The following is a 19214-nucleotide window of genomic DNA, read 5'->3' on the forward strand; positions in this document are numbered from 1 at the left end:
GCGGGAGAAATCGGAGTCTAGTCGTGCACAAAGACCAACGGCCCGCCGCGCGAGCGACAGGCCGTTGGTGTGGGCACTTCCGGGCCTGGTCAGGCCCGGGAGGCGCAACGCAGCGGAATCAGACCGCCGGTGCCAGCACCGCGTTCAGCGTGGCGCTCGGGCGCATCACGGCTTCGTACTTCTTCGGGTCGGCCAGGTAGTAGCCGCCGATGTCCACGGCCTTGCCCTGCACGGCCGCGAGTTCGTCGACGATCTTCTTCTCGTTGGCGGTGAGCGCTTCGGCCAGCTTCTTGAACTTGGCCTGCAGCTCCTTGTCCTCGGTCTGCGCGGCGAGTTCCTGGGCCCAGTACATGGCCAGGTAGAACTGGCTGCCGCGGTTGTCGAGCTGGCCGGTCTTGGGCGACGGGTTCTTGTTGTTGTCCAGCAGCTGGCCTGTGGCGGCGTCGAGCGTCTTGGCCAGGATCTTGGCCTGCGCGTTGCCGGTCTTCAGGCCCAGGTCTTCCAGGCTCACGGCCAGCGCGAGGAATTCACCGAGCGAGTCCCAGCGCAGGTGGTTTTCTTCCACCAGCTGCTGCACGTGCTTGGGGGCCGAGCCGCCCGCGCCGGTCTCGTACATGCCACCGCCGGCCATGAGCGGCACGATCGACAGCATCTTGGCCGAGGTGCCCAGTTCCATGATGGGGAACAGGTCGGTGAGGTAGTCGCGCAGGATGTTGCCGGTGGCGCTGATGGTGTCCAGGCCGCGCACGACGCGCTCCAGCGTGTAGCGCATGGCGCGCACCTGGCTCATGATCTGGATGTCCAGGCCCGTGGTGTCGTGCTCGTGCAGGTACATCTTGACCTTGGTGATCAGCTGCGCCTCGTGCGGGCGGTAGGCGTCGAGCCAGAACACCACCGGCATGCCGGAGTTGCGCGCGCGGTTCACGGCCAGCTTCACCCAGTCGCGGATCGCGGCGTCCTTGACCTGGCACATGCGCCAGATGTCGCCCTTCTCCACGTCTTCGCTCATCAGCACTTCGCCGGTGTCCAGGTCGGTGATGTTGGCCACGCCGTCTTCGGGGATCTCGAAGGTCTTGTCGTGCGAGCCGTACTCTTCGGCCTTCTGGGCCATGAGGCCGACGTTGGGCACGGTGCCCATGGTCTTGGGGTCGAAGGCGCCGTGCCACTTGCAGAAGTTGATGATCTCCTGGTAGATGCGGGCGAAGGTCGATTCGGGCATCACGGCCTTCACGTCCTTCAGGCGGCCGTCGGCGCCCCACATCTTGCCGCCGTTGCGGATCATGGCGGGCATCGAGGCGTCCACGATCACGTCGTTGGGCGAGTGGAAGTTGGTGATGCCCTTGGCCGAGTCGACCATGGCCAGCTCGGGGCGGCCTTCGTGGCAGGCGTGCAGGTCGCGCTTGATCTCGTCCTGCGTGCTCTGGGGCAGCGTGGCGATCTTGTTGTACAGGTCGACCATGCCGTTGTTGACATTGATGCCCAGCTCGTCGAACAGCTTGCCGTGTTTCTCGAAGGCTTCCTTGTAGAAGATCTTCACGCAGTGGCCGAACACGATGGGGTGCGAGACCTTCATCATGGTGGCCTTCACGTGCAGCGAGAACATCACGCCGGTCTTGTGCGCGTCCTCGATTTCCTTTTCATAGAAGGCCAGCAGCGCCTTCTTGCTCATGAACATGGAGTCGATGATCTCGCGGTCGAGCAGCGCGACCTTGGGCTTGAGCACGATGGTCTTGCCGCTCTTGGTGAGCAGTTCCATCTTGACGTTGCGGGCGCGGTCCAGCGTCATGGACTTTTCGCCGTGATAGAAGTCGCCGCCGTGCATGTGCGAGACGTGCGAGCGCGAGGCCTGGCTCCACTCGGCCATGCTGTGCGGGTTCTTGCGGGCGTATTCCTTCACGGCGCGGGGCGCGCGGCGGTCGGAGTTGCCTTCGCGCAGCACGGGGTTCACGGCGCTGCCGGTGCACTTGTTGTAGCGCGTGCGGATGTCCTTGTCCTCGTCCGAGGTCGGGTTCTCCGGGTAGTCGGGGATCTTGTAGCCCTTGCCCTGCAGTTCCTTGATGGCCGACTTGAGCTGCGACACCGACGCGCTGATGTTGGGCAGCTTGATGATGTTGGCTTCAGGCTTGAGCGTGAGCTTGCCCAGTTCGGCCAGGTTGTCGGGCACCTTCTGGTCGTCGCTCAGGAACTCGGGGAACTCGCCCAGGATGCGGGCGGCCACCGAGATGTCGCTCGTCGTCACGTTGATGCCGGCCGGAGCCGTGAAGGCGCGCACGATGGGCAGGAAGGCGTAGGTCGCCAGCAGGGGCGCCTCGTCGGTGAGGGTGTAGACGATGGTGGGTTGCTTCGTGCTCATGCGCTTGCTTCCGTAGGTTCTGGGTTGTCGAGAGGGCTGAAATTTCATTGGGCGAAATGGACTTTCGCCGGAGCCCCCCATTGTCGCCCGGTCGGGCCGGGGCGCGGCCGGAGAAACCCCGATGACCCCTCTGCCAGGGCTTCCCGCGATGGCTACCATTGCGCCCCATGAAAAAGCTGCCTCTTGCCGGGATCGTCGGTCTTCTCGCGTCGCTGCCGGCCGGCCCCGTGCTCGCCGCGCCTGCCGCGCAGGTCTTCGTGGCCGTCAAGACGCCCGAGGCCGTCGACGCCATGTGGCGCGCCCACCTGTGCGCCTTGCTGCCCCAGCCCTGTGATGCGCAGGCGCTGAAGCTGCACCGCCCGCGCGACGGCGGCGCACCCGACGACTACCTGCTCACCTCGGAAAAGCCCCTGGCCATGGCGCGCCTGAAGCGCGACGCCGGCACCGGCGGCTGGCAGCTCGCGCAGCTGCACGATTTCTCGACCTACGTGGCCTCGCAGCAGCGCGACCGCCCCAGCACCGACCCCGAGCTGCACCTGGCCCTCGCGCCGGTGCTCTACCCGCTGGCCGAAGGCCGCTGGGCCGTGGCCGTGACCCAGCACGAATCGGAAAGCTATTCGGGCGGCGGCGCGTCCTATGTGACGGCCGACTTCGTGCCGCTGGACACGCCGCCCGGGCAGCGCGCCAAGGCCGCGCGCGAGGGCATCCCGTACTGGTGCTCGCGGTCGATCCGCGCCTGCTTCAGCGAGAAGGAATACAAGACCTCGAAGCACTGCCACGACGAAAGCCGCGGCAGCCTGCGCATCGCCTACGACGCGCCGGCGAAGGCCGGCGGTCCCTATGTGTGGCGCTACACCTGGCTGCAGAGCGAGTGGCCGGCGCACACGGGGCCGGCCGGCAACAAGCGCACCAGCGTGGACTTTACGGACGACAGCGCCCGGAAACCGACCGCCTGCGACGGCGGGCTGCAGTAAGCAAAACGGCGGATCAGTGCCGCGGCACCGTTACCGCGCCCACGTGCAGCGTGCGCCCCGCGCCCAGCCCCGCCATGACCAGCACCACGCCCAGGCCGACGAACAGCCACGCCGAGGCGCGGAAGCTGCCGGTCCAGCCGTGCAGCAGCCCGGCCAGCAGCGGGCCGAAGGCCGCCACCATGTAGCCCACGCCCTGCGCCATGCCCGACAGGTGCGCGGCAATGTGCGAATCGGGCGAGCGCAGCACGATCATCGTGAGCGCGAGCGCGAAGGTGCCGCCCTGCGAGATGCCCAGCACCACGGCCCAGGTCCACATGCCGCCGGGGGCGTCCAGCGGCGCGAACAGCATGGCCAGCATGGCCGCCACCGTCATCGCCGACAGCACCACCGCCAGCGCGCGCTGGTTGCGCAGCTTCACGGCCAGCGCCGGCACCACGAGGCAGGTCACGACCTGCGTCATGACCGACAGCGACACCACGTAGCCGGCCATTTCGCCGCTGAGCCCGCGCTCGCGCAGGATCGGCGCCAGCCAGCCCATCACGATGTACGCCAGGGCCGACTGCAGCCCCATGAAGAAGGTCACCTGCCAGGCCAGCCGGTCGCGCCACAGGCCGCGCACGGTGAAGCCCGATTCGCTCGCCACCGGCTTGAGCGGCAGCGCCTGCGGCGCCCAGATGAACGTGACCAGCGCGGCCGGCACGGCCCACATGGCGAGCGCCAGCGTCCAGCCGCCGCCCAGCGCGTGCTCCAGCGGCACCGTCAGGCCCGCGGCGCTGGCGGCGCCGCCGCACACGGCCATGGTGTACAGGCCCATCATCAGCGCGGCCTGCTTGGCGAAGTCGCGCTTCACCAGGCCCGAGAGCAGCACGTTCGACACCGCGATGCCGCTGCCCGCGATGGCCGAGGCCAGGAACAGCAGCGGGATGTTGCCGGTGCCGCGCAGCACCGTGCCCACGCCGATCAACACCATGCAGCCCAGCAGCGTGCGCTCGGTGCCGAAGCGGCGCCCGAGCCAGGGCGCCATGGGCGCGAACACGCCCAGGCAGACGATGGGCAGCGTGGTCAGCAGGCTGGCGGCGGTGGCCGACAGGCCGGTGGCACGGATGATTTCCGGCAGCACCACCGACAGGCTGGCGAACACCGGCCGCAGGTTGAAGGCGATGAGCACCACCGTCAGGCCCAGCAGCAGCCGGCGGCCCCGGCTGGGCGTCGGCGTGGGGCGCGGCGCGGGCAGGCTGTCGACTTCGGCGTCGATCAGCAGTTCTTCGGCGCCCGATGGCGCCGCCTGGGTGCGCGCAGCAACACCCGTGGGCAAGGTCATGGAGTTCATGCGGTGCCCAGTGCGAGCGCGTTGAGCGTCGGCGCCATCAGCTCGCGCACGGCGGCGGCGGCGCGCTCGGGGTCGCGGCTGGCAATGCCTTCGACGATGGCGCGGTGCGCCGCCTCGTCGGGCTCGGGCAGGCTGGCGCTCAGCGTGCTGGCGATGGTTTCCTTGATGTAGCCGGTGATGAAGCGGCAGGTCTCCACCAGCGCCAGGTTGCCCGACACATCGACGATGGCCAGGTGAAAGGCCAGGTCGCGCTCGATGAAGGCCGCGCCGCCGTCGGCCAGGTCGGGCTGGCCGCGCTTGTCGAGCAGGGCGTTCAGCCGGCGCAGGTCTTTCGCGGTGTGGCGCACGGCGGCGAGCCGGGCGGCCTCGACCTCGAGCGCGCGGCGCACCTCGAACTGGTCGCGCAGGCTGGCCAGGCGCAGCTTCTGCAGGCTGGCCGAGGGGTCGAAGCCCGAGCGCACGTACGTGCCCGAACCCTGCCGCACCTCGAGCAGGCCGCGCGACACCAGCGTCTTCACCGCCTCGCGCACCGTGCCGCGGCTCACGCCCAGCAGCTGCGCCAGCTGGGGCTCGATCGGAATGCGCGAGCCGATGGGCCAGCGGCCCGCCGCAATTTCAGTGCGGATGCTGTTCGCGGCGGCGTCGGCCAGGGAGGTGCGGGGCGGTTGGACGAGCATGGGATCAGGGTGGCTTATTCATTCAATGATTGGATGAATTTAACCATTGTCAAAAAGACGCGGTCGGCGGGAGGGGCATGAGGCGGCGCGGCGGGGGTGCCTGGCCGCCCGCTTTACCAGCTGCCCGAGGCGCCGCCGCCGCTGCTCGAACCGCCGCTGTCCGAGGAGGACGAAGACGACGAGGAAGAAGAGGAGGAGGACGACGAACTGCTGCTGCTCCAGCCGCTGTCCCCGTCGTCGTCGCCCGATTCCATGACACCCGGCGGCAGGAAGCCGATCAGCATCGAGAAGAACGCCGCCAGCGCGATCGGAATCCACGAGGTGTCCGGCACCGGGCCGGGCGAGGTGATGTGGAACACGTAGCCGCAGATGCCCGCCACGATGGTCAGCCGGACGAGGAAGCTGACCACGCTGCGCTGGAAGGTGTTGACCATGCAGCGCACGATGATCACCGCGAACAGCGTCACGCCGCCGATGCACAGCGCCCACAAAAAGCCCCACCAGAAGCGGTCGGCGCCGACCGTCCACGCGACGGCGACCAGCGACGCGATCGCGAGCACGAAGCCGCCCATGAAGATGGCGGCCGTGCGCGACATGCCGCAGAGAAAGCCCAGGCCGTAGCCGAAGATCGCCGGCATCGCCAGCACCAGCGCGATGGCCGGGTTCAGCAGCGCCGCGCCGGCCGCCAGCGGGCCGGCCCCGAGCAGGCCGAGCACCAGGCGCAGGTCGCGCGGGGCAGGGCGCGCACGCGCCGGTGCGGGCTCGATCGCCGCCAGGGCGTCGGCCCAGGGCTCGGGGCGCGCGCTGCCCTTGCGCTGGCCCTTGCGTTTTTTCTCCTCGGCACGCCGCGAGGCCGAGGTGCCGCGCGGCGGGTCGCGCTCGATGCCGCGGCCGTGGTAGATGCCCAGGCCCAGGCCCCACAGCACCACGCCCAGCAGGCCCCAGCCTTCGGGCGTGACGCGGCCGCCGCTCGTCAGGCTGGTGACCTTCTCGTCGTCGGGTGCGGGTGCGGCGGCGTGGTCCACGACGATCTGCTGCGACTCGGGCACGACGACGCCCACCTCGCCGTCGAGCAGCCGCGCGAGCGCGCCCACGGCCGCCTGCACGCCGCCGGCGAAGTCGCCCTCGCGAAAGCGCGGCGCCATCTCGCGGTCGATGATGCGGGCCGCCTGGATGTCGGTCACCGTGCCTTCGAGCCCGGTGCCGACCTCGATGCGCATGCGGCGGTCTTTCTGCGCCACGAGCAGCAGGATGCCGTCGTCGGCGTCGCTGCGGCCCAGCCGCCACTTCGCGAAGACGCGCGTGGCGTAGCTCTCGATGGTGTCCTCGCCCGTGGTCGGCACGATGAGCACCGCGAGCTGGGCCTGGGTGCGGCTCTGGATGTCGGCGATCTGCGCGCGCAGCGCCTCGGCCTCGCCGGGCGGCAGCGCCTGCGCGAGGTCGACCACGCGCGAACTCATCGGCGGCACCGGCACGGGCTTGGCCTGGGCGGCGCGCGGGCCGGCCAGGCACAGCACCAACAGCAGCAGGCCCAGGCACAGCGACAGCCAGCGGGGCAGCGACAACAGTGCGCGCATCGGCGCGTTCATCGGCGCGCGCCCTTGGCCGCCACCACGCCCGCGCCACGCACCTCCACCCGGCGCTGGTCGACCACCTTGCCGCTGGCGTCCACCAGCTCGATCAGGTGCCGCCCCGGCCACGGCAGCCACTGCGCGCTGTTGCCGCGCGCGTGGAACTTGCCGTCGATGCGCCACTGCACGCCGCGCCCCTCGGATTCGAAGCGCACGCGCTGGCGCTGCGGCGGAATGTCGGGGTCGAGCGCCAGGATCGTGCCGTCGGCTGGCGCCGTGATGCGCGCCGAGGCGGCGTCGCTCGCCATGCCGGTGTCGAGCGTGAACAGCGGCTGCTCGGTGCCCTGCAGGAACCATTCGCTGCGCGCCGCTTCGAGTGGGCTGCCGTCGGCGCCCGGGCCGAAGCTCACGCGCGCCTCGACCAGCCCGGCGGGCGGTGCGGGCGCGCGGCTGGGTTCGCGCGCGTGCAGGAAGCGCATCACCTCGGCCCACACGGGCGCGGCGCCGCTGGTGCCGCTCACGTCCCACATCGAGGCGCCGCTGGCGTTGCCGACCCACACGCCGACCGTGTAGCGCTGCGACCAGCCCACGGCCCAGTTGTCGCGCATGTCCTTGCTGGTGCCGGTCTTCACGGCGGTCCAGAAGCGGGTGGACAGGATGCTGTCCAGGCCGAAGGTGCGCGTGCGCGCGTTCGGGTCCGAAAGGATGTCGCTGACGATGAAGGCGGCGCGTGGATCGAGCAATGGCGCGGCTTCAACGGGCTTCGCCTTGGTGGCCGGGGCAGGGCGTGGCGTGAGCGTCGTCGCCCCGAAGCGCCCGCCGTTGGCCATCATGCGGTAGGCATTGGCCAGCGACAGCAGCGACACCTCGGCGCTGCCCAGCGCCAGGCTGTAGCCGTAGTAGTCGCCGCTCTCGCGCAGCGGCAGGCCGGCGGCGCGCAGCTCGCGTGCAAAGGCTTCGGGCGACACCATCACCAGCGTGCGCACGGCCGGCACGTTGAGCGAGGCGGCCAGCGCGGTGCGCGCCGACACCGGGCCCTTGAAGCGGCGGTCGTAGTTCTGCGGAATGTAGAGGCCGCTGGCGGTGCTGATCTGCGCCGACGAGTCCTCGATCAGAGAGGCCGCCGTGATGCGCTTCTCGGCCAGGGCCTGCGCGTACAGCAGCGGCTTGAGCGTGGAGCCGGGCTGGCGCAGCGCGGTCACGCCGTCGACCTCGGCGGCCTGGCTCAGCGGGCCCGAGGAGCCGACCCAGGCCAGCACCTCGCCGCTCGCGTTGTCGAGCACCACGAGCGCGCCGTCTTCGACGTGGCGGTCGCGCAGTTCGCGCAGGTGGCGCTGCAGGCTGTCGAGCGCGTAGCGCTGCAGCGGCGCGCGCAGCGTGGTGCGCACGCTGGTGGGCGTGGTGGCCTTGTCGTTCCCTGCATCACGCAACTCGCGCAGCACCCGCCGCGCGGCATGCGGTGCGATGCCTTCGTTGGGCTCGAACGCGCGCCGCTGCACCACGGCGCTGGTGAACATGTCGAGCGCCTCGCAGTCGGTCTTGGCGCCGGGCTCCATCACGCGCAGCACCTCGCAGGCGCGCTGCGCCACCAGCGCGGGGCGGGCGTTGGGCGCGCGCACCAGCGCGGCGGCCACGGCGGCCTCGCGCGCGTCGAGCCCGCTCGGGGCCTTGCTGAAGAGCGTGCGCGAGAGCGCGTCGATGCCGACGATCTCGCCGCGGAAAGGCACCGTGTTCAGGTAGGCCTCGAGGATCTGGTCCTTGCGCCAGCGGCGCTCCAGCTGCGTGGCGGCTACGGTCTGGCCGATCTTCTGCGTGAAGCTGCGCCCGCCCGCCGCGCGGCGCAGGTCGTCGTCGAGCAGGCCCGCCAGCTGCATGGTGATGGTCGAGGCGCCGCGCGTGCGCGTGTTCCACAGGTTGCCCCAGGCGGCGGCCGAGGCGGCGCGCCAGTCGACGCCGCTGTGTTCGTAGAAGCGCTTGTCCTCGCTCAGCACCATGGCCGCGCGCAGCGCGGGCGACACGTCGGCCAGCGCGGTCCACTGGCCGCGCCGCACCGTGGGGTCGGTGCGCACGCGCTGCAGCAGCTCTCCCTGGCGGTCGAGCACGGCGGTCTCGGAGGAACGGAAGTCGCGCTTCACCTCCTCGAAGCTGGCCAGCGCCCAGGCGGAGGGTGCGGCGGCTGCCGTCAGCAGGACCACGGCCAGGGTGTGCCGGGCGGTGGAAGAAAACGAGAACGCAAGAGGCATCGCAGCAGACGGGGCCGCGGGGCGGCAGGCAAAGCGGAGACGGCCCATTCTCCGCCATGCCTTGCGGGGCTCGCCCACGGGCGCGTCAGGTGCCGACGTACGCCGCGAGATGCTGTCCTGTGAGCGTGGCGCGCTTGGCGACCAGCTCGGCCGGCGTGCCCTCGAAGACCACGCGCCCGCCGTCGTGGCCGGCGCCGGGGCCCAGGTCGATGATCCAGTCGGCGTGCGCCATCACCGCCTGGTGATGCTCGATGACGATGACCGACTTGCCCGCATCCACCAGCCGGTCGAGCAGGGCCAGCAGCTGCGCCACGTCGGCCAGGTGCAGGCCGGTGGTCGGCTCGTCGAGCACGTACACGCCGCCCTTCTCGGCCATGTGCGTGGCCAGCTTGAGCCGCTGGCGCTCGCCGCCCGACAGTGTGGTGAGCGGCTGGCCCAGGCTCAGGTAGCCCAGGCCCACGTCGGCCAGCCGTTGCAGGATGGCGTGCGCGGCCGGCGTGCGCGCCGGGCCCTCGCCGAAGAAGGCCGCGGCCTCGGTCACCGGCATCGCGAGCACCTCGCTGATGTCGCGCCCGCCGAAGCGGTGCTCGAGCACCGAGGCGTGGAAGCGCTTGCCCTCGCACTCTTCGCAAATGGTGGCCACGCCGGCCATCATCGCTAGGTCGGTGTAGATCACGCCCGCGCCGTTGCAGGTGGGGCAGGCGCCCTCGGAGTTGGCGCTGAACAGGGCTGGCTTCACGCCGTTGGCCTTGGCGAAGGCGTTGCGGATCGGGTCGAGCAGGCCGGTGTAGGTGGCCGGGTTGCTGCGCCGCGAGCCGCGGATGGCCCCCTGGTCGACCGCCACCACGCCCGCGCCGGCCGGGATCGATCCGTGCACCAGCGAGCTCTTGCCCGAGCCCGCCACGCCGGTCACCACCACCAGCACGCCCAGTGGAATGTCGACGTCGACATTGCGCAGGTTGTGCGCCTTGGCGCCGCGGATCGGCAGCGCGCCGGTGGGCTGGCGCAGCTTCTTCTTGAGCGCGGCCCGGTCGTCCAGGTGCCGGCCCGTGAGCGTGCCGCTGGTGCGCAGCGCTGCCACGCTGCCCTCGAAGCAGACCGTGCCGCCCGCCGCGCCCGCGCCGGGGCCGAGGTCGACGACGTGGTCGGCGATGGCGATGGCCTCGGGCTTGTGCTCCACGACCAGCACCGTGTTGCCCTTGTCGCGCAGGCGCAGCAGCAGCTCGTTCATGCGCTGGATGTCGTGCGGGTGCAGGCCGATGGTCGGCTCGTCGAAGACGTAGGTCACGTCGGTGAGCGAGGAGCCCAGGTGGCGGATCATCTTCACGCGCTGCGCTTCGCCGCCCGAGAGCGTGCCCGAGGGGCGGTCGAGGCTGAGGTAGCCGAGGCCGATTTCCACGAAGGAGTCGAGCGTGTGCGCCAGCTTGGCCAGCAGCGGCGCCACCGAGGGCTCGTTCAGGCCGCCGACCCACGCGGCGAGGTCGCTGATCTGCATCGCGCAGGCCTCGGCGATATTGAGCTTCTTGATGCGCGACGAACGCGCCGCTTCGCTCAGCCGCGTGCCTTCGCATTCGGGGCAGGTGGTGAAGGTCACGGCGCGTTCCACGAAGGCGCGGATGTGCGGCTGCATCGCCTCGACGTCCTTGGCCAGGAACGACTTCTGCACCTGCGGAACGAGGCCCTGGTAGGTGAGGTTGATGCCGTCGATCTTGATCTTGGTCGGCTCCTTGTGGAGCAGGGCGTCGAGCTCCTTCTTGGTGAACTTGCGGATCGGCTTGTCGGGGTCGAAGAAGCCGCAGCCGTTGAAGATGCGCCCGTACCAGCCTTCCATGCTGAAGCCCGGGATGGTGAGCGCGCCTTCGTTGAGCGACTTGCTGTCGTCGTAGAAGGCGCTCAGATCGAAGTCGGTGACCGCGCCCCGGCCCTCGCAGCGCGGGCACATGCCGCCGGTGCGGCTGAAGGTCTGCTTCACCGTCTTGCTGGCGCCGCGCTCCACGGTGATGGCGCCGGTGGCCTTCACCGAGGGCACGTTGAACGCGAAGGCGCTGGGCGAGCCGATGTGCGGCTTGCCCAGGCGGCTGAAGAGAATGCGCAGCATCGCGTTGGCGTCGGTCGCGGTGCCGACGGTGGAGCGCGGGTCGCCGCCCATGCGCTCCTGGTCCACGATGATCGCGGTGGTCAGGCCGTCGAGCACGTCGACCTCGGGCCGCGCCAGCGTCGGCATGAAGCCCTGCACGAAGGCGCTGTAGGTTTCGTTGATGAGCCGCTGCGACTCGGCCGCGATGGTGCCGAACACCAGCGAACTCTTGCCCGAGCCCGAGACGCCCGTGAACACCGTGAGCCGGCGCTTGGGCAGCTCGACGCTGATGTCCTTCAGGTTGTTCACGCGCGCGCCCTGCACGCGGATGAGGTCGTGGTGGTCGGCGGCGTGCCCGCCGTTCGCGTCCTTCGCGCGCGTTGCGCTCTTTGCTTCCTTCTTCGGGGCCTTGCTGCTCATCGGGTCTTTCTCTGGAAGGGACACGGGGCCGCCACGGCGGCGGCGCCCGTGCAGGAGATCAGGGGGCTGCGGCGCCGGAGGCCGGCTCAGCGTGTCTGCTGGATGCGGATCAGGTTGCCCGCCGGGTCGCGCACCGCGCAGTCGCGCACGCCGTAGGGCTGGTCGGTGGGCTCCTGCACGATCTCGGTGCTGCGGGCCTGCAGGCGCTCGAAGGTGCCGGCCAGGTCGGGCGTGGCCAGCAGCAGCGAGGCGAAGGTGCCCTTGGCCATCATCTCGGCGATGGTGCGGCGCTCGTCGTCGGTGAGCCCGGGCGTGGCGGCCGGCGGGTACAGCACGATGGAGGTGGCGGGCTGGCCGGCCGGGCCGACCGTGATCCAGTGCATGCCGCCGTAGGCGACGTCGTTGCGCACCTCGAAGCCCAGGGTGTCGCGGTAGAAGGCCAGCGAGGCCTGCGCGTCGGTGTGCGGGAGAAAGCTCGAGTGGATGCTGAGGTTCATGTCGATGGTCCGAAGTGTGTACGGGCCGTCATGCTAGGTGCGACTCGGGGTTTCGCGCTTCTCGATTCCTGATCGGCCGCGTCACTTGTTTGGCGACGCACGCCGGCATGCCCGCCGTCGCCTGCGCCGCCTCGCGCCGGTAGACGCCGGGCGACACGCCCACCAGCTCGGTGAAGCGCGTGGTGAAGGTGCCCAGCGAGGCGCAGCCGACTTCGAAGCAGACCTCGGTCACGCTCAGGTCGCCGCGGCGCAGCAGCGCCATCGCGCGCTCGATGCGCCGCGTCATCAGGTAGGCGTAGGGCGACTCGCCATAGGCCAGGCGGAACTGGCGGCTGAGGTGCCCGGCCGACATGTTCGCGTCGCGCGCGAGCGCTTCCACGTCCAGCGGCTGCGCATGCTCGCGGTCGATGCGGTCGCGCACGCGGCGCAGCCGTGCGAGGTCGGGCAAGGAGGGCTGGGGCTGCATGGCGGTCATCGGCGGGATCGTGCCACGTCGCTACGGCGTGCTCAAGCGCAGGCAAAGGTTCCACATCCCGTAACGAACTTCACACAAGCGCCTGCATCTGGACACCCGATGCGCACGCGGCGGGGCTTCAATACGGTACGGGCTCGCAGGAGGCGCGCCCGACCGTACAGCCCCACCCAAGGAGAACTCCGCATGACGAAAACACTCGCGCTTCTGCTGGCCGCCTCGGCCATCCTGGCTGGTTGCGTGGTCGCCCCCTACGACCGGGGCCCGCCCCCGCGCGGCCACGGCTACGACCGCGACCGCGACGGCGTGCCCAACCGCTACGACCGTGACCGCGACAACGACGGCGTGCCCAATCGCTACGACCGCCGGCCGAACAACCCCTACCGCTACTGACACCGGGGCCGAAGGCCCCCAAAGAAAAAGACCGCGAGGCGCGCAGCCCCGCGGTCTTTTTCTTTCTTGTGCGTGTGTGGATGTGCTCAGGTGGCGCGGCGCGCCATCAGCGCCCACAGGCCGGCCGCGCTCAGCAGCGAGCCACCAGCGAGGTGGAAGCGCCGCTGCGCGCGCGGCGAGGCGAGCAGCCGGCCGGCCGAGCTCGCGAACACCGCATAGAGCGTGGCGTTGAGCGTGGCCAGCGCCACGAAGGTCAGCGCCAGCACCCACATCTGATGCGACACGTCGGCGCCCGGGCTGATGAACTGCGGCAGGAAGGCCACGAAGAACACGATGCCCTTGGGGTTCAGAGCCGTCACCAGGTAGGTGTTGGCGAACAGGCGCCAGCGCGAGGCCGGTGCGGCCGGCGCGGCGGTCTCGGTGGACGAGATGCCGGCGCGCAGCAGCTTGATGCCCAGGTACAGCAGGTACAGGCCGCCGACCCACTTCACCACCGTGAACCAGAACGCCGACGCGGCCAGCAGCGCGCCCAGCCCCAGCAGCGACACCACCAGCGCGGTCGAGTCGCCCAGCGCCACGGCGGCCACCAGCGGCACGTTGGCGCGTCGGCCGTGCGACATCGAATAGCTGATCACCGTGAGGATGGTCGGCCCCGGAATGATCAGCAGCAGCGCCGAAGCGGCGACGAAGGCGAGCCAGAGTTCGATGGGCATGGGTGTTCCTGAAAGAGGGAAGGAGAGAGGGAAGGGCGGTGCGCCGTTCAGCGCGGGAACGAAGTCTTTTTCATGCGTCCGAGGTCGAAGCCGGTGCGCCGAAACGCAGCGCGGACCGCGCCTTGGCGCGCTCGGCCTCGATGGCACGGTCGCGCGGCTCGGCCGTGGTCACCAGCGATTCGATCAGCCGCGCAGCCGTGGCGGCCACCTCGTCCACGGCGCGCTCGAAGGCCTGCTCGTTGGCGCGCGAGGGCACGCTGAAGCCGCTGAGCTTGCGCACGAACTGCAGGGCGGCGGCGCGGATCTCCTGCTCGGTGGCAGGGGGCTCGAAGTTGTAGAGGGTCTTGATGCTGCGGCACATGGCGAATGCTCCGGTCAGGCGCGGCGCAGGGGCCGCGCGGCCAGTCTAGCGAAACAGCGCCTGGTTGCGCAGCACCCGCCGGGCAAAGGCTACTTCAGGCTCAGGACACCCAGCCCCAACCCGATGACACCCAGCACGAAGCTCACGAGGCTGATCTGCAGCGGGATGCGGTAGGCGGGATCGGGGTGGTCCCAGTGCGCGCGCAGCACCTCGAGCGCGGTGGCCCGGCGGATTTCCATCGCGCAACCGTGAAAGCCCTGCATGTTGATGCTGCTCTTGGGAATCTGCAGCGCGAGCCGGGTTTCGTAGTCGATCTCGATGCCGTCTTCGGGGAAGCCCGGGTCGCGGCCGATGCCCCGGATCATGCGGCAGCAGCGCTTGCCGGCGTTCGTCTTCAGCACCACCCAGGCGTTGCGCCCGCCCAGCGGCGCGAGCCGCAGGTTGTGCACGCGGATCAGCGAGAAAGCCTCGTAGTCCGCCGGGTTGGTGAACGAGCGTTGTTGCGTGACGTGGAGTCCTGTGACCATGATTTCCTCCCCCTGTGAATGAACGCCGGTGCGCCTGCCGGACAGCCCGTGCAGGCGTCGGTTTCGACGTTAGTTCAGAAGGCGGGAGGTGCCCATTGGCGTTGCCATGGAGAGAACGATTCAATCGTCAACAATGGTGAAGCAGGCGGGCGATCCGGTCGCGGCGCGCGCCTGCCCGGGCTCAGTCGCCGTCGTAGAAGAACTCTTCGCGCACGATCTTGCCGTCCTTGACGGTGTACAGCGCCATCTCTTCCATCGTGAAGCGCTGGCCCGTGGGCTTCATGGTCACGTCGAAGCGAAAGCCGACGATGAAGCGGTCGTCGTGCGGCCAGGGGCCGGCCACCTGGAACGAATGCACCTCGTGGTTGGCGACCCACCATTCGCCCTTGGCGCGGATGGCCGACAGGCCCACCGACTCGCGCGACATGCCGGGCGGCGCGCTGGCCTCGACGCTGACGGCCTCGGGCGCGTAGAGCGCCTGGGCTTCATCGAATGTCCCTGCTTTGCACAGCGCCACGAGCTTGGCGGCGATTTCCTGGGTGTTCATGCGTTTCTCCAGTGAGTTGGGGGGATGACGGGAGGCGCAGTGTAGGCCCGCGCACCGTGCGTCGTCGACAGATGTTCAACGCGCTGGTTCGTTGAGCGCGCGCAGGCTGTCGACGCCCTCCGGCGAGAGCCACAGCAGCGTGTTCAGGTAGGTCTCGATGCGGTCGACCAGCGCGCTGCGCGGGCCCTCGCGCCATTCGGTGGAACCGTAGAACGCCGCCTGCTCGGCCTCCAGCGCCTCGCGGCTCGCGTAGGCGCGCACGAGGTGGTAGCTCTCTTCCTCGTGGTCCGACCGGCCGTAGCCGACCACGTCCATGCCCTTGCTGCGCAGCATGGGCACCGCGCGTTCATGCATCGCGCGGTGGAAGTCGTCGAGGGTGCCGGGCTTGAGACGGTAGGTGCGGATTTCGAGCAGGCGGGTCATGAGGCGTCTTTCGCTGCAGCGTGAGTTACGCGTAGAGCAACGTAACCACCGTGAAATACAGAACCAGGAGACATGCCAGGATGCCCTTGGCGTTCTTCGTGACGAAATCAATGTAGCGTGACATGGCCTCGTCCGTGAGCCGAGCCTGCAGCGCATGTTCTGCAGGCAGAACAGCACGTAGCAGATAGCCGCCGAAGAAGATGATGGCCACGAGCACGACCATGAGGAGCAGTGGCAGAAGGAGGAACATGAGGGCTTGAGCGTATTCCGCTGGTTTCTACAGCCGGTCGTCAGAGGTCGACGAAGTCATCGGGCATTGCGGCGTGCGTAGCGACACAGTACCGCACGATGCTCTCGGGTGGAATGTCCCGGGAGAACAGGACTTCTGATTCCAGCTCGAATGTCGGGACCGTCTTCCCTCAGGACACCACGTCAATTCCGCCTCGAGACTTGATCTCGTAGAAAAAACCCCGTCCGTTCAATGCATGGTCAAGTGCAATTTCAAAACGTGTGGATGTGCTCACGTAGATGCTCGCACCCGTCTCTCGCATTGGAATTCGTCGCGGATATCGACCACTATCCCTCGCGGTGCTTGCTCAAGCAGGCCTTGATACTCGTCTCTTCGCGATTGAACTTCACGACGCCACTGTAGTCCGATGTGTCGAGTTGGAAGCGACCGTCGTCGCGGACATAGGCGACCAGAAACTGCGAAGCGGCGACGACAAGGTCCACGCGGTAGCCGTCGGCGCGTTTCGTCTGCCGAACGTGTGGCAGCAGGATGTTCTCCGAGGGGGAAGCCATCGCATCGTTGACGCAATCCACCATTGCTGCCTGCTCCGACTTTCGATAGCGGCCATCCACGATGGTCCGAAACTTTGACGGAGTCGCGACGGTGTTTACGCTCGTGGTGAACTCCCCGGTCGACACGGTGGTACAGCCAGACAAAAGGGCCACGATGGTGAGGGAGGCGGCAAGTTTCACAGGTTCCTTCGCTTGATTGCTGGACGTTGGTACTTCATGCCAGGAAAAGGGCGTCGAGTACGCATTTCTGACGTTGCTCAGTCTACCCACGTGCCGACGGCGGCAACGAGCACTTTGAGCTTCCGGCGAATTGGATCGTGAGTGGGGCAGGGGCGTGAATCACTGTTGCTCTTGTCGAGACCTCAAGAGTCATTCATTGCGGTAGTCCAGCTGACAATGCTGCCGCGGCTGTTGAGCGGCGCGTGCCTGTGGAGCAGCAGATCAGGCTTCCTTCATCGGAACTGCGCTCGGCATCGCTAGGACGGTTGCGTACGGAGTACGCAAGAGCTGATGTTGGGGCGCTTCGGACAGGCATGTCTGTCGGCTTGAGACAGTGAACCCGCTAAGCACGGTGGTGCGCACGCTGTCGTCGCACATGGGGCGCCACATCACGACGATCATTGCGGCCGCGGACCCCGACACCGAGCTGTCGAAGGCCTTTTGCAACCACTTCATCCTGTGGCGCCGCGACGAAGGGCGGGTGCTGTTGCAGCAAGCGGCCGAGGCGGGCGAGATCCGGCCGGATGCCGACCTCGAGATCGTGCTCGATCAGACTTACGGGCCGTTGTTCTTCAGGCCGCTGATGGGGCACGCGCCGCTCGATGCGGGCTTGGCACGAGCCCCGCGAGCGGCAAGCGCAAGCCCGCAACGCGTGCGTCACGGAACAAGGCGGCCTGAAGCGGTGGAGGTGTCGGTGGGCTGAAGCAGGTCCCACTTGTTGCCGCAAAGATCGAGGAAGACGGCAACCGTACCGTGCGGCTCGTGGCGTGGCGCTTCGAGAAAGCGCACGCCGTGGGATGTCATGTGTTCGTGGTCGGACGCGAAGTCCGTGGTGTGCAGGAACAGGAACACGCGTCCGCCGGCCTGCTTGCCGACGCTGGCGCTCTGCTCGTCGGTCACGGCCTTGGCCAGCAGCAGCGCGGTGCCGGCATTGCCGGTGTTGCGTGCTGGCGCAACCACCACCCAGCGCTTGCCCGGACCGCGCGGCGTGTCTTCGACCAACTCGAAGCGCAGCGCCTCGGTGAAGAAGCGGATGGCTTCGTCGTAGTCGTGGACGAGGAGGGTGACGGTGGCGAGTTGGCGGGTCATGGGAGGCGTTTGCGTTGCGCTGTCGTGTGTGCTGGCGCTGTCGTCCGCGATCGCGACGCAGCGCTCCATCAGGGCGGCCTCGCGCACCTCTTCGGTAGTGTTCACCTGGAACACGTTCTTGCCGCAGTCGCTGCAATACCGGACGCCGGGCGTGGCGGTGGCCTCGAGTGCGTCCCAGGGCTTGGGGCATGAGAGCGATCCGTCGTGCCCGCCTTCCGACGGCGCCTGCGGATCGACCGGTGCGCGACCGATGCGGATCGACTTCTTCATGGGGGCGGTGGGCGATGGGTGCCGAGGATGTACTGCGCGACCCATTCCGCCTGTTCCGGTGTGTCGGGCATGTCGACGCCCCGCGAGCGGCTCAGCAGGTGGAAGATGTTCTGGCGCGGAACGCCGAGCCCGTGCAGCAGGCTGCCCGCGATGAGGCCCGTGCGGCCGATGCCGGCGCGGCAGTGGATGGCGATGGCCTTTCCGCTCGCCAGTTCGGCGCCCAGTTCGGCAATGAAGGCCGCCGCGTCCTGCTGCGATGCCGGCAGGCCTCGGTCCGGAATCGGGAAATGCCGGAACACGATGCCATGTTCGGCGCACAGCGCAGGCTCTTCCCGGAGTTCAAGAGCCCTGATTTCCTGCGCCTCGAGCAGGGAGACCACCATGTCCAGCGAGGCACGCTGCCAGGACGCCACCTCGGCGCGCAGCAGGTCGCCGCCGCGCGGACGTGCCATCAGGCCCAGCCGATGCGGCGGTATGTCGCGGACCCAGTGGATGGTGGTCTCGAACATGGTCTGCGGACCTTACAGCCGATCGATCAGCCGCATCGCCCTCAGGTGAAAACGATCGCCGTCTTGTGCGCGATGCTCAGCCGCGCCGATTCGTACAGCAGCAGCCACGACTCGATCTCCCGGTAGAGGCCTTCGTCCTCGCCCATGCTGTCGGCGATCCGCGCGGCTTCCTCGTCCGACAGCTCGCCGTCCGAAAGCGTGATGCCGAGGGCGGGCGCCACCAGCACCAGTTCTTCGAGCAGGCGGTACGACGAGCCGAGCATGCCGCCCGGCAGGTCGGTCTCGTCTTCCCCGGCAAAGATCACTTCGTCGAAGTCGACCGGCAGGTAGAAACCTTCCGCGTCGGAGTGGCACAGCAAGTGGCTTTCGAACATGCCCGCCACGTCTTCGAGCGTCTCGTCTTCCGTGGGGTCGGCGTCCTCCGGCAGGGGCGTGGCGATCCAGCCGGGCGTCGTCACGCGGTGCGCGTAGGCGCGGCGCAGGTAGTGGATGAACGAGTAGGGCAGGCCATCGAGTGGCGCGCGGGATTCGAGCGGCGGCAGGCTGCGCGGCTCCACGTGCGGCGGCAGGCCGGCTTCGGCGAGCTTGCGGTTCGCGGCGGCGAAATCTGCCTCGAAGTGTTCGACGCTCTCGGGATCGTTCTCGATCAGGTCGGCGAGGATGCCGACGCAAATGGCCAGGCCCATGGGGTTCTCCAGGTTGTAGGTTCGCCGCGATGGTGACGAGGCGCGGTGAAGGCGGGATGACG

Annotated in this window: 21 protein-coding genes; 3 read left to right on the plus strand and 18 right to left on the minus strand. The window is 68.9% G+C overall.

Annotated features, from left to right (window positions below; translation table 11 throughout):
• Nucleotides 1-118: 118 nt before the first annotated feature.
• On the minus strand, nt 119-2353 hold the full coding sequence (locus AC1RAD_RS30585; protein ID WP_095949616.1) for an NADP-dependent isocitrate dehydrogenase: 2235 nt from the start codon (nt 2351-2353) through the stop codon (nt 119-121).
• Nucleotides 2354-2520: 167 nt separating this feature from the next.
• Between AC1RAD_RS30585 and AC1RAD_RS30590 the strand changes: the two genes are divergently transcribed.
• The gene (locus AC1RAD_RS30590) at nt 2521-3327 is read left to right on the plus strand and encodes a hypothetical protein (RefSeq protein WP_492738868.1); all 807 of its coding nucleotides are present in this window, start codon (nt 2521-2523) and stop codon (nt 3325-3327) included.
• A 13-nt stretch (nt 3328-3340) separates the two neighbouring features.
• Here AC1RAD_RS30590 and AC1RAD_RS30595 read toward each other — a convergent pair whose 3' ends face one another.
• The 7 genes from AC1RAD_RS30595 to AC1RAD_RS30625 form a co-directional block, all read right to left on the minus strand.
• On the minus strand, nt 3341-4657 hold the full coding sequence (locus tag AC1RAD_RS30595) for a CynX/NimT family MFS transporter (RefSeq protein WP_095746504.1): 1317 nt from the start codon (nt 4655-4657) through the stop codon (nt 3341-3343).
• Nucleotides 4654-5334: a FadR/GntR family transcriptional regulator gene (locus AC1RAD_RS30600; RefSeq protein ID WP_095949614.1), complete on the minus strand. Its 681-nt coding sequence runs from the start codon at nt 5332-5334 to the stop codon at nt 4654-4656. The genes AC1RAD_RS30595 and AC1RAD_RS30600 overlap by 4 nt, the downstream gene beginning before the upstream one ends.
• Before the next feature lie 113 nt (nt 5335-5447).
• Nucleotides 5448-6923, minus strand: coding sequence for a TPM domain-containing protein (locus AC1RAD_RS30605; protein WP_492738870.1), 1476 nt, complete (start codon nt 6921-6923; stop codon nt 5448-5450).
• Complete coding sequence (gene pbpC / locus AC1RAD_RS30610; RefSeq protein ID WP_492738871.1) at nt 6920-9148, minus strand: penicillin-binding protein 1C; 2229 nt, start codon at nt 9146-9148, stop codon at nt 6920-6922. The genes AC1RAD_RS30605 and pbpC overlap by 4 nt, the downstream gene beginning before the upstream one ends.
• A gap of 85 nt (nt 9149-9233) precedes the next feature.
• Entirely contained in the window at nt 9234-11645 is a 2412-nt protein-coding gene (locus AC1RAD_RS30615; RefSeq protein ID WP_492738872.1) for an ATP-binding cassette domain-containing protein, read from the minus strand.
• A gap of 86 nt (nt 11646-11731) precedes the next feature.
• Nucleotides 11732-12142, minus strand: coding sequence for a VOC family protein (locus AC1RAD_RS30620; protein WP_492738873.1), 411 nt, complete (start codon nt 12140-12142; stop codon nt 11732-11734).
• A 28-nt stretch (nt 12143-12170) separates the two neighbouring features.
• Nucleotides 12171-12617 carry a helix-turn-helix transcriptional regulator gene (locus AC1RAD_RS30625; RefSeq protein ID WP_492738874.1) on the minus strand — a complete coding sequence of 149 codons (447 nt, stop codon included), beginning with the start codon at nt 12615-12617 and terminating at the stop codon, nt 12171-12173.
• Nucleotides 12618-12800: 183 nt separating this feature from the next.
• Here AC1RAD_RS30625 and AC1RAD_RS30630 point away from each other — a divergent pair, with 183 nt between their 5' ends.
• A complete protein-coding gene (locus AC1RAD_RS30630) occupies nt 12801-13007 on the plus strand; it encodes a hypothetical protein (protein WP_062474353.1) in 207 nt (68 codons plus the stop codon).
• Nucleotides 13008-13093: 86 nt separating this feature from the next.
• Here the strand turns inward: AC1RAD_RS30630 and AC1RAD_RS30635 are convergent, their stop codons facing one another.
• The 7 genes from AC1RAD_RS30635 to AC1RAD_RS30665 all read right to left on the minus strand — a co-directional run bounded on the left by AC1RAD_RS30635 (nt 13094) and on the right by AC1RAD_RS30665 (nt 16559).
• Nucleotides 13094-13720 (minus strand): LysE family translocator, encoded by a 627-nt coding sequence (locus AC1RAD_RS30635; RefSeq protein ID WP_492738876.1) that lies wholly within the window; start codon nt 13718-13720, stop codon nt 13094-13096.
• 70 nt (nt 13721-13790) lie between these two features.
• On the minus strand, nt 13791-14081 hold the full coding sequence (locus AC1RAD_RS30640) for a DUF2277 domain-containing protein (RefSeq protein WP_070062202.1): 291 nt from the start codon (nt 14079-14081) through the stop codon (nt 13791-13793).
• Between the two features lie 89 nt (nt 14082-14170).
• Entirely contained in the window at nt 14171-14608 is a 438-nt protein-coding gene (locus AC1RAD_RS30645; protein ID WP_095949607.1) for a hypothetical protein, read from the minus strand.
• A 181-nt stretch (nt 14609-14789) separates the two neighbouring features.
• A complete protein-coding gene (locus AC1RAD_RS30650; protein ID WP_062474347.1) occupies nt 14790-15155 on the minus strand; it encodes a nuclear transport factor 2 family protein in 366 nt (121 codons plus the stop codon).
• Between the two features lie 75 nt (nt 15156-15230).
• Nucleotides 15231-15578: an NIPSNAP family protein gene (locus AC1RAD_RS30655; RefSeq protein ID WP_070062204.1), complete on the minus strand. Its 348-nt coding sequence runs from the start codon at nt 15576-15578 to the stop codon at nt 15231-15233.
• 25 nt (nt 15579-15603) lie between these two features.
• Nucleotides 15604-15828 (minus strand): hypothetical protein, encoded by a 225-nt coding sequence (locus tag AC1RAD_RS30660; RefSeq protein WP_492738878.1) that lies wholly within the window; start codon nt 15826-15828, stop codon nt 15604-15606.
• Nucleotides 15829-16154: 326 nt separating this feature from the next.
• Nucleotides 16155-16559 (minus strand): hypothetical protein, encoded by a 405-nt coding sequence (locus tag AC1RAD_RS30665; RefSeq protein ID WP_390341839.1) that lies wholly within the window; start codon nt 16557-16559, stop codon nt 16155-16157.
• A 394-nt stretch (nt 16560-16953) separates the two neighbouring features.
• Between AC1RAD_RS30665 and AC1RAD_RS30670 the strand changes: the two genes are divergently transcribed.
• Complete coding sequence (locus AC1RAD_RS30670; protein ID WP_492738880.1) at nt 16954-17301, plus strand: TetR-like C-terminal domain-containing protein; 348 nt, start codon at nt 16954-16956, stop codon at nt 17299-17301.
• On the opposite strand, the gene AC1RAD_RS30675 is transcribed toward AC1RAD_RS30670, so the two are convergent.
• Genes AC1RAD_RS30675 through AC1RAD_RS30685 form a run of 3 tightly spaced genes read right to left on the minus strand, consistent with a single transcriptional unit; the run spans nt 17256 to nt 19152 of the window.
• A complete protein-coding gene (locus tag AC1RAD_RS30675) occupies nt 17256-17957 on the minus strand; it encodes a VOC family protein (RefSeq protein WP_492738882.1) in 702 nt (233 codons plus the stop codon). The genes AC1RAD_RS30670 and AC1RAD_RS30675 overlap by 46 nt on opposite strands.
• Nucleotides 17954-18466: a phosphatase domain-containing putative toxin gene (locus AC1RAD_RS30680; RefSeq protein WP_095746495.1), complete on the minus strand. Its 513-nt coding sequence runs from the start codon at nt 18464-18466 to the stop codon at nt 17954-17956. Before AC1RAD_RS30680 ends, AC1RAD_RS30675 begins: the two co-directional genes overlap by 4 nt.
• Before the next feature lie 41 nt (nt 18467-18507).
• On the minus strand, nt 18508-19152 hold the full coding sequence (locus AC1RAD_RS30685; protein ID WP_492738884.1) for a putative DNA-mimic protein: 645 nt from the start codon (nt 19150-19152) through the stop codon (nt 18508-18510).
• Nucleotides 19153-19214: the final 62 nt, after the last annotated feature.

This window comes from Variovorax sp. GW823-FHT04B03, from assembly GCF_058796495.1.

Coding starts and splice junctions, on each gene's coding strand:
- AC1RAD_RS30655 (WP_070062204.1), bottom strand. CDS start 15,578: ATGACCCGCCTGCTCGAAATCCGCACCTACCGTCTCAAGCCCGGCACC.
- AC1RAD_RS30650 (WP_062474347.1), bottom strand. CDS start 15,155: ATGAACACCCAGGAAATCGCCGCCAAGCTCGTGGCGCTGTGCAAAGCA.
- AC1RAD_RS30600 (WP_095949614.1), bottom strand. CDS start 5,334: ATGCTCGTCCAACCGCCCCGCACCTCCCTGGCCGACGCCGCCGCGAAC.
- AC1RAD_RS30605 (WP_492738870.1), bottom strand. CDS start 6,923: ATGAACGCGCCGATGCGCGCACTGTTGTCGCTGCCCCGCTGGCTGTCG.
- AC1RAD_RS30585 (WP_095949616.1), bottom strand. CDS start 2,353: ATGAGCACGAAGCAACCCACCATCGTCTACACCCTCACCGACGAGGCG.
- AC1RAD_RS30635 (WP_492738876.1), bottom strand. CDS start 13,720: ATGCCCATCGAACTCTGGCTCGCCTTCGTCGCCGCTTCGGCGCTGCTG.
- AC1RAD_RS30675 (WP_492738882.1), bottom strand. CDS start 17,957: ATGAAGAAGTCGATCCGCATCGGTCGCGCACCGGTCGATCCGCAGGCG.
- AC1RAD_RS30640 (WP_070062202.1), bottom strand. CDS start 14,081: ATGTGCCGCAGCATCAAGACCCTCTACAACTTCGAGCCCCCTGCCACC.
- AC1RAD_RS30590 (WP_492738868.1), top strand. CDS start 2,521: ATGAAAAAGCTGCCTCTTGCCGGGATCGTCGGTCTTCTCGCGTCGCTG.
- AC1RAD_RS30680 (WP_095746495.1), bottom strand. CDS start 18,466: ATGTTCGAGACCACCATCCACTGGGTCCGCGACATACCGCCGCATCGG.
- AC1RAD_RS30625 (WP_492738874.1), bottom strand. CDS start 12,617: ATGACCGCCATGCAGCCCCAGCCCTCCTTGCCCGACCTCGCACGGCTG.
- AC1RAD_RS30630 (WP_062474353.1), top strand. CDS start 12,801: ATGACGAAAACACTCGCGCTTCTGCTGGCCGCCTCGGCCATCCTGGCT.
- AC1RAD_RS30660 (WP_492738878.1), bottom strand. CDS start 15,828: ATGTTCCTCCTTCTGCCACTGCTCCTCATGGTCGTGCTCGTGGCCATC.
- pbpC (WP_492738871.1), bottom strand. CDS start 9,148: ATGCCTCTTGCGTTCTCGTTTTCTTCCACCGCCCGGCACACCCTGGCC.
- AC1RAD_RS30595 (WP_095746504.1), bottom strand. CDS start 4,657: ATGAACTCCATGACCTTGCCCACGGGTGTTGCTGCGCGCACCCAGGCG.
- AC1RAD_RS30685 (WP_492738884.1), bottom strand. CDS start 19,152: ATGGGCCTGGCCATTTGCGTCGGCATCCTCGCCGACCTGATCGAGAAC.
- AC1RAD_RS30620 (WP_492738873.1), bottom strand. CDS start 12,142: ATGAACCTCAGCATCCACTCGAGCTTTCTCCCGCACACCGACGCGCAG.
- AC1RAD_RS30645 (WP_095949607.1), bottom strand. CDS start 14,608: ATGGTCACAGGACTCCACGTCACGCAACAACGCTCGTTCACCAACCCG.
- AC1RAD_RS30615 (WP_492738872.1), bottom strand. CDS start 11,645: ATGAGCAGCAAGGCCCCGAAGAAGGAAGCAAAGAGCGCAACGCGCGCG.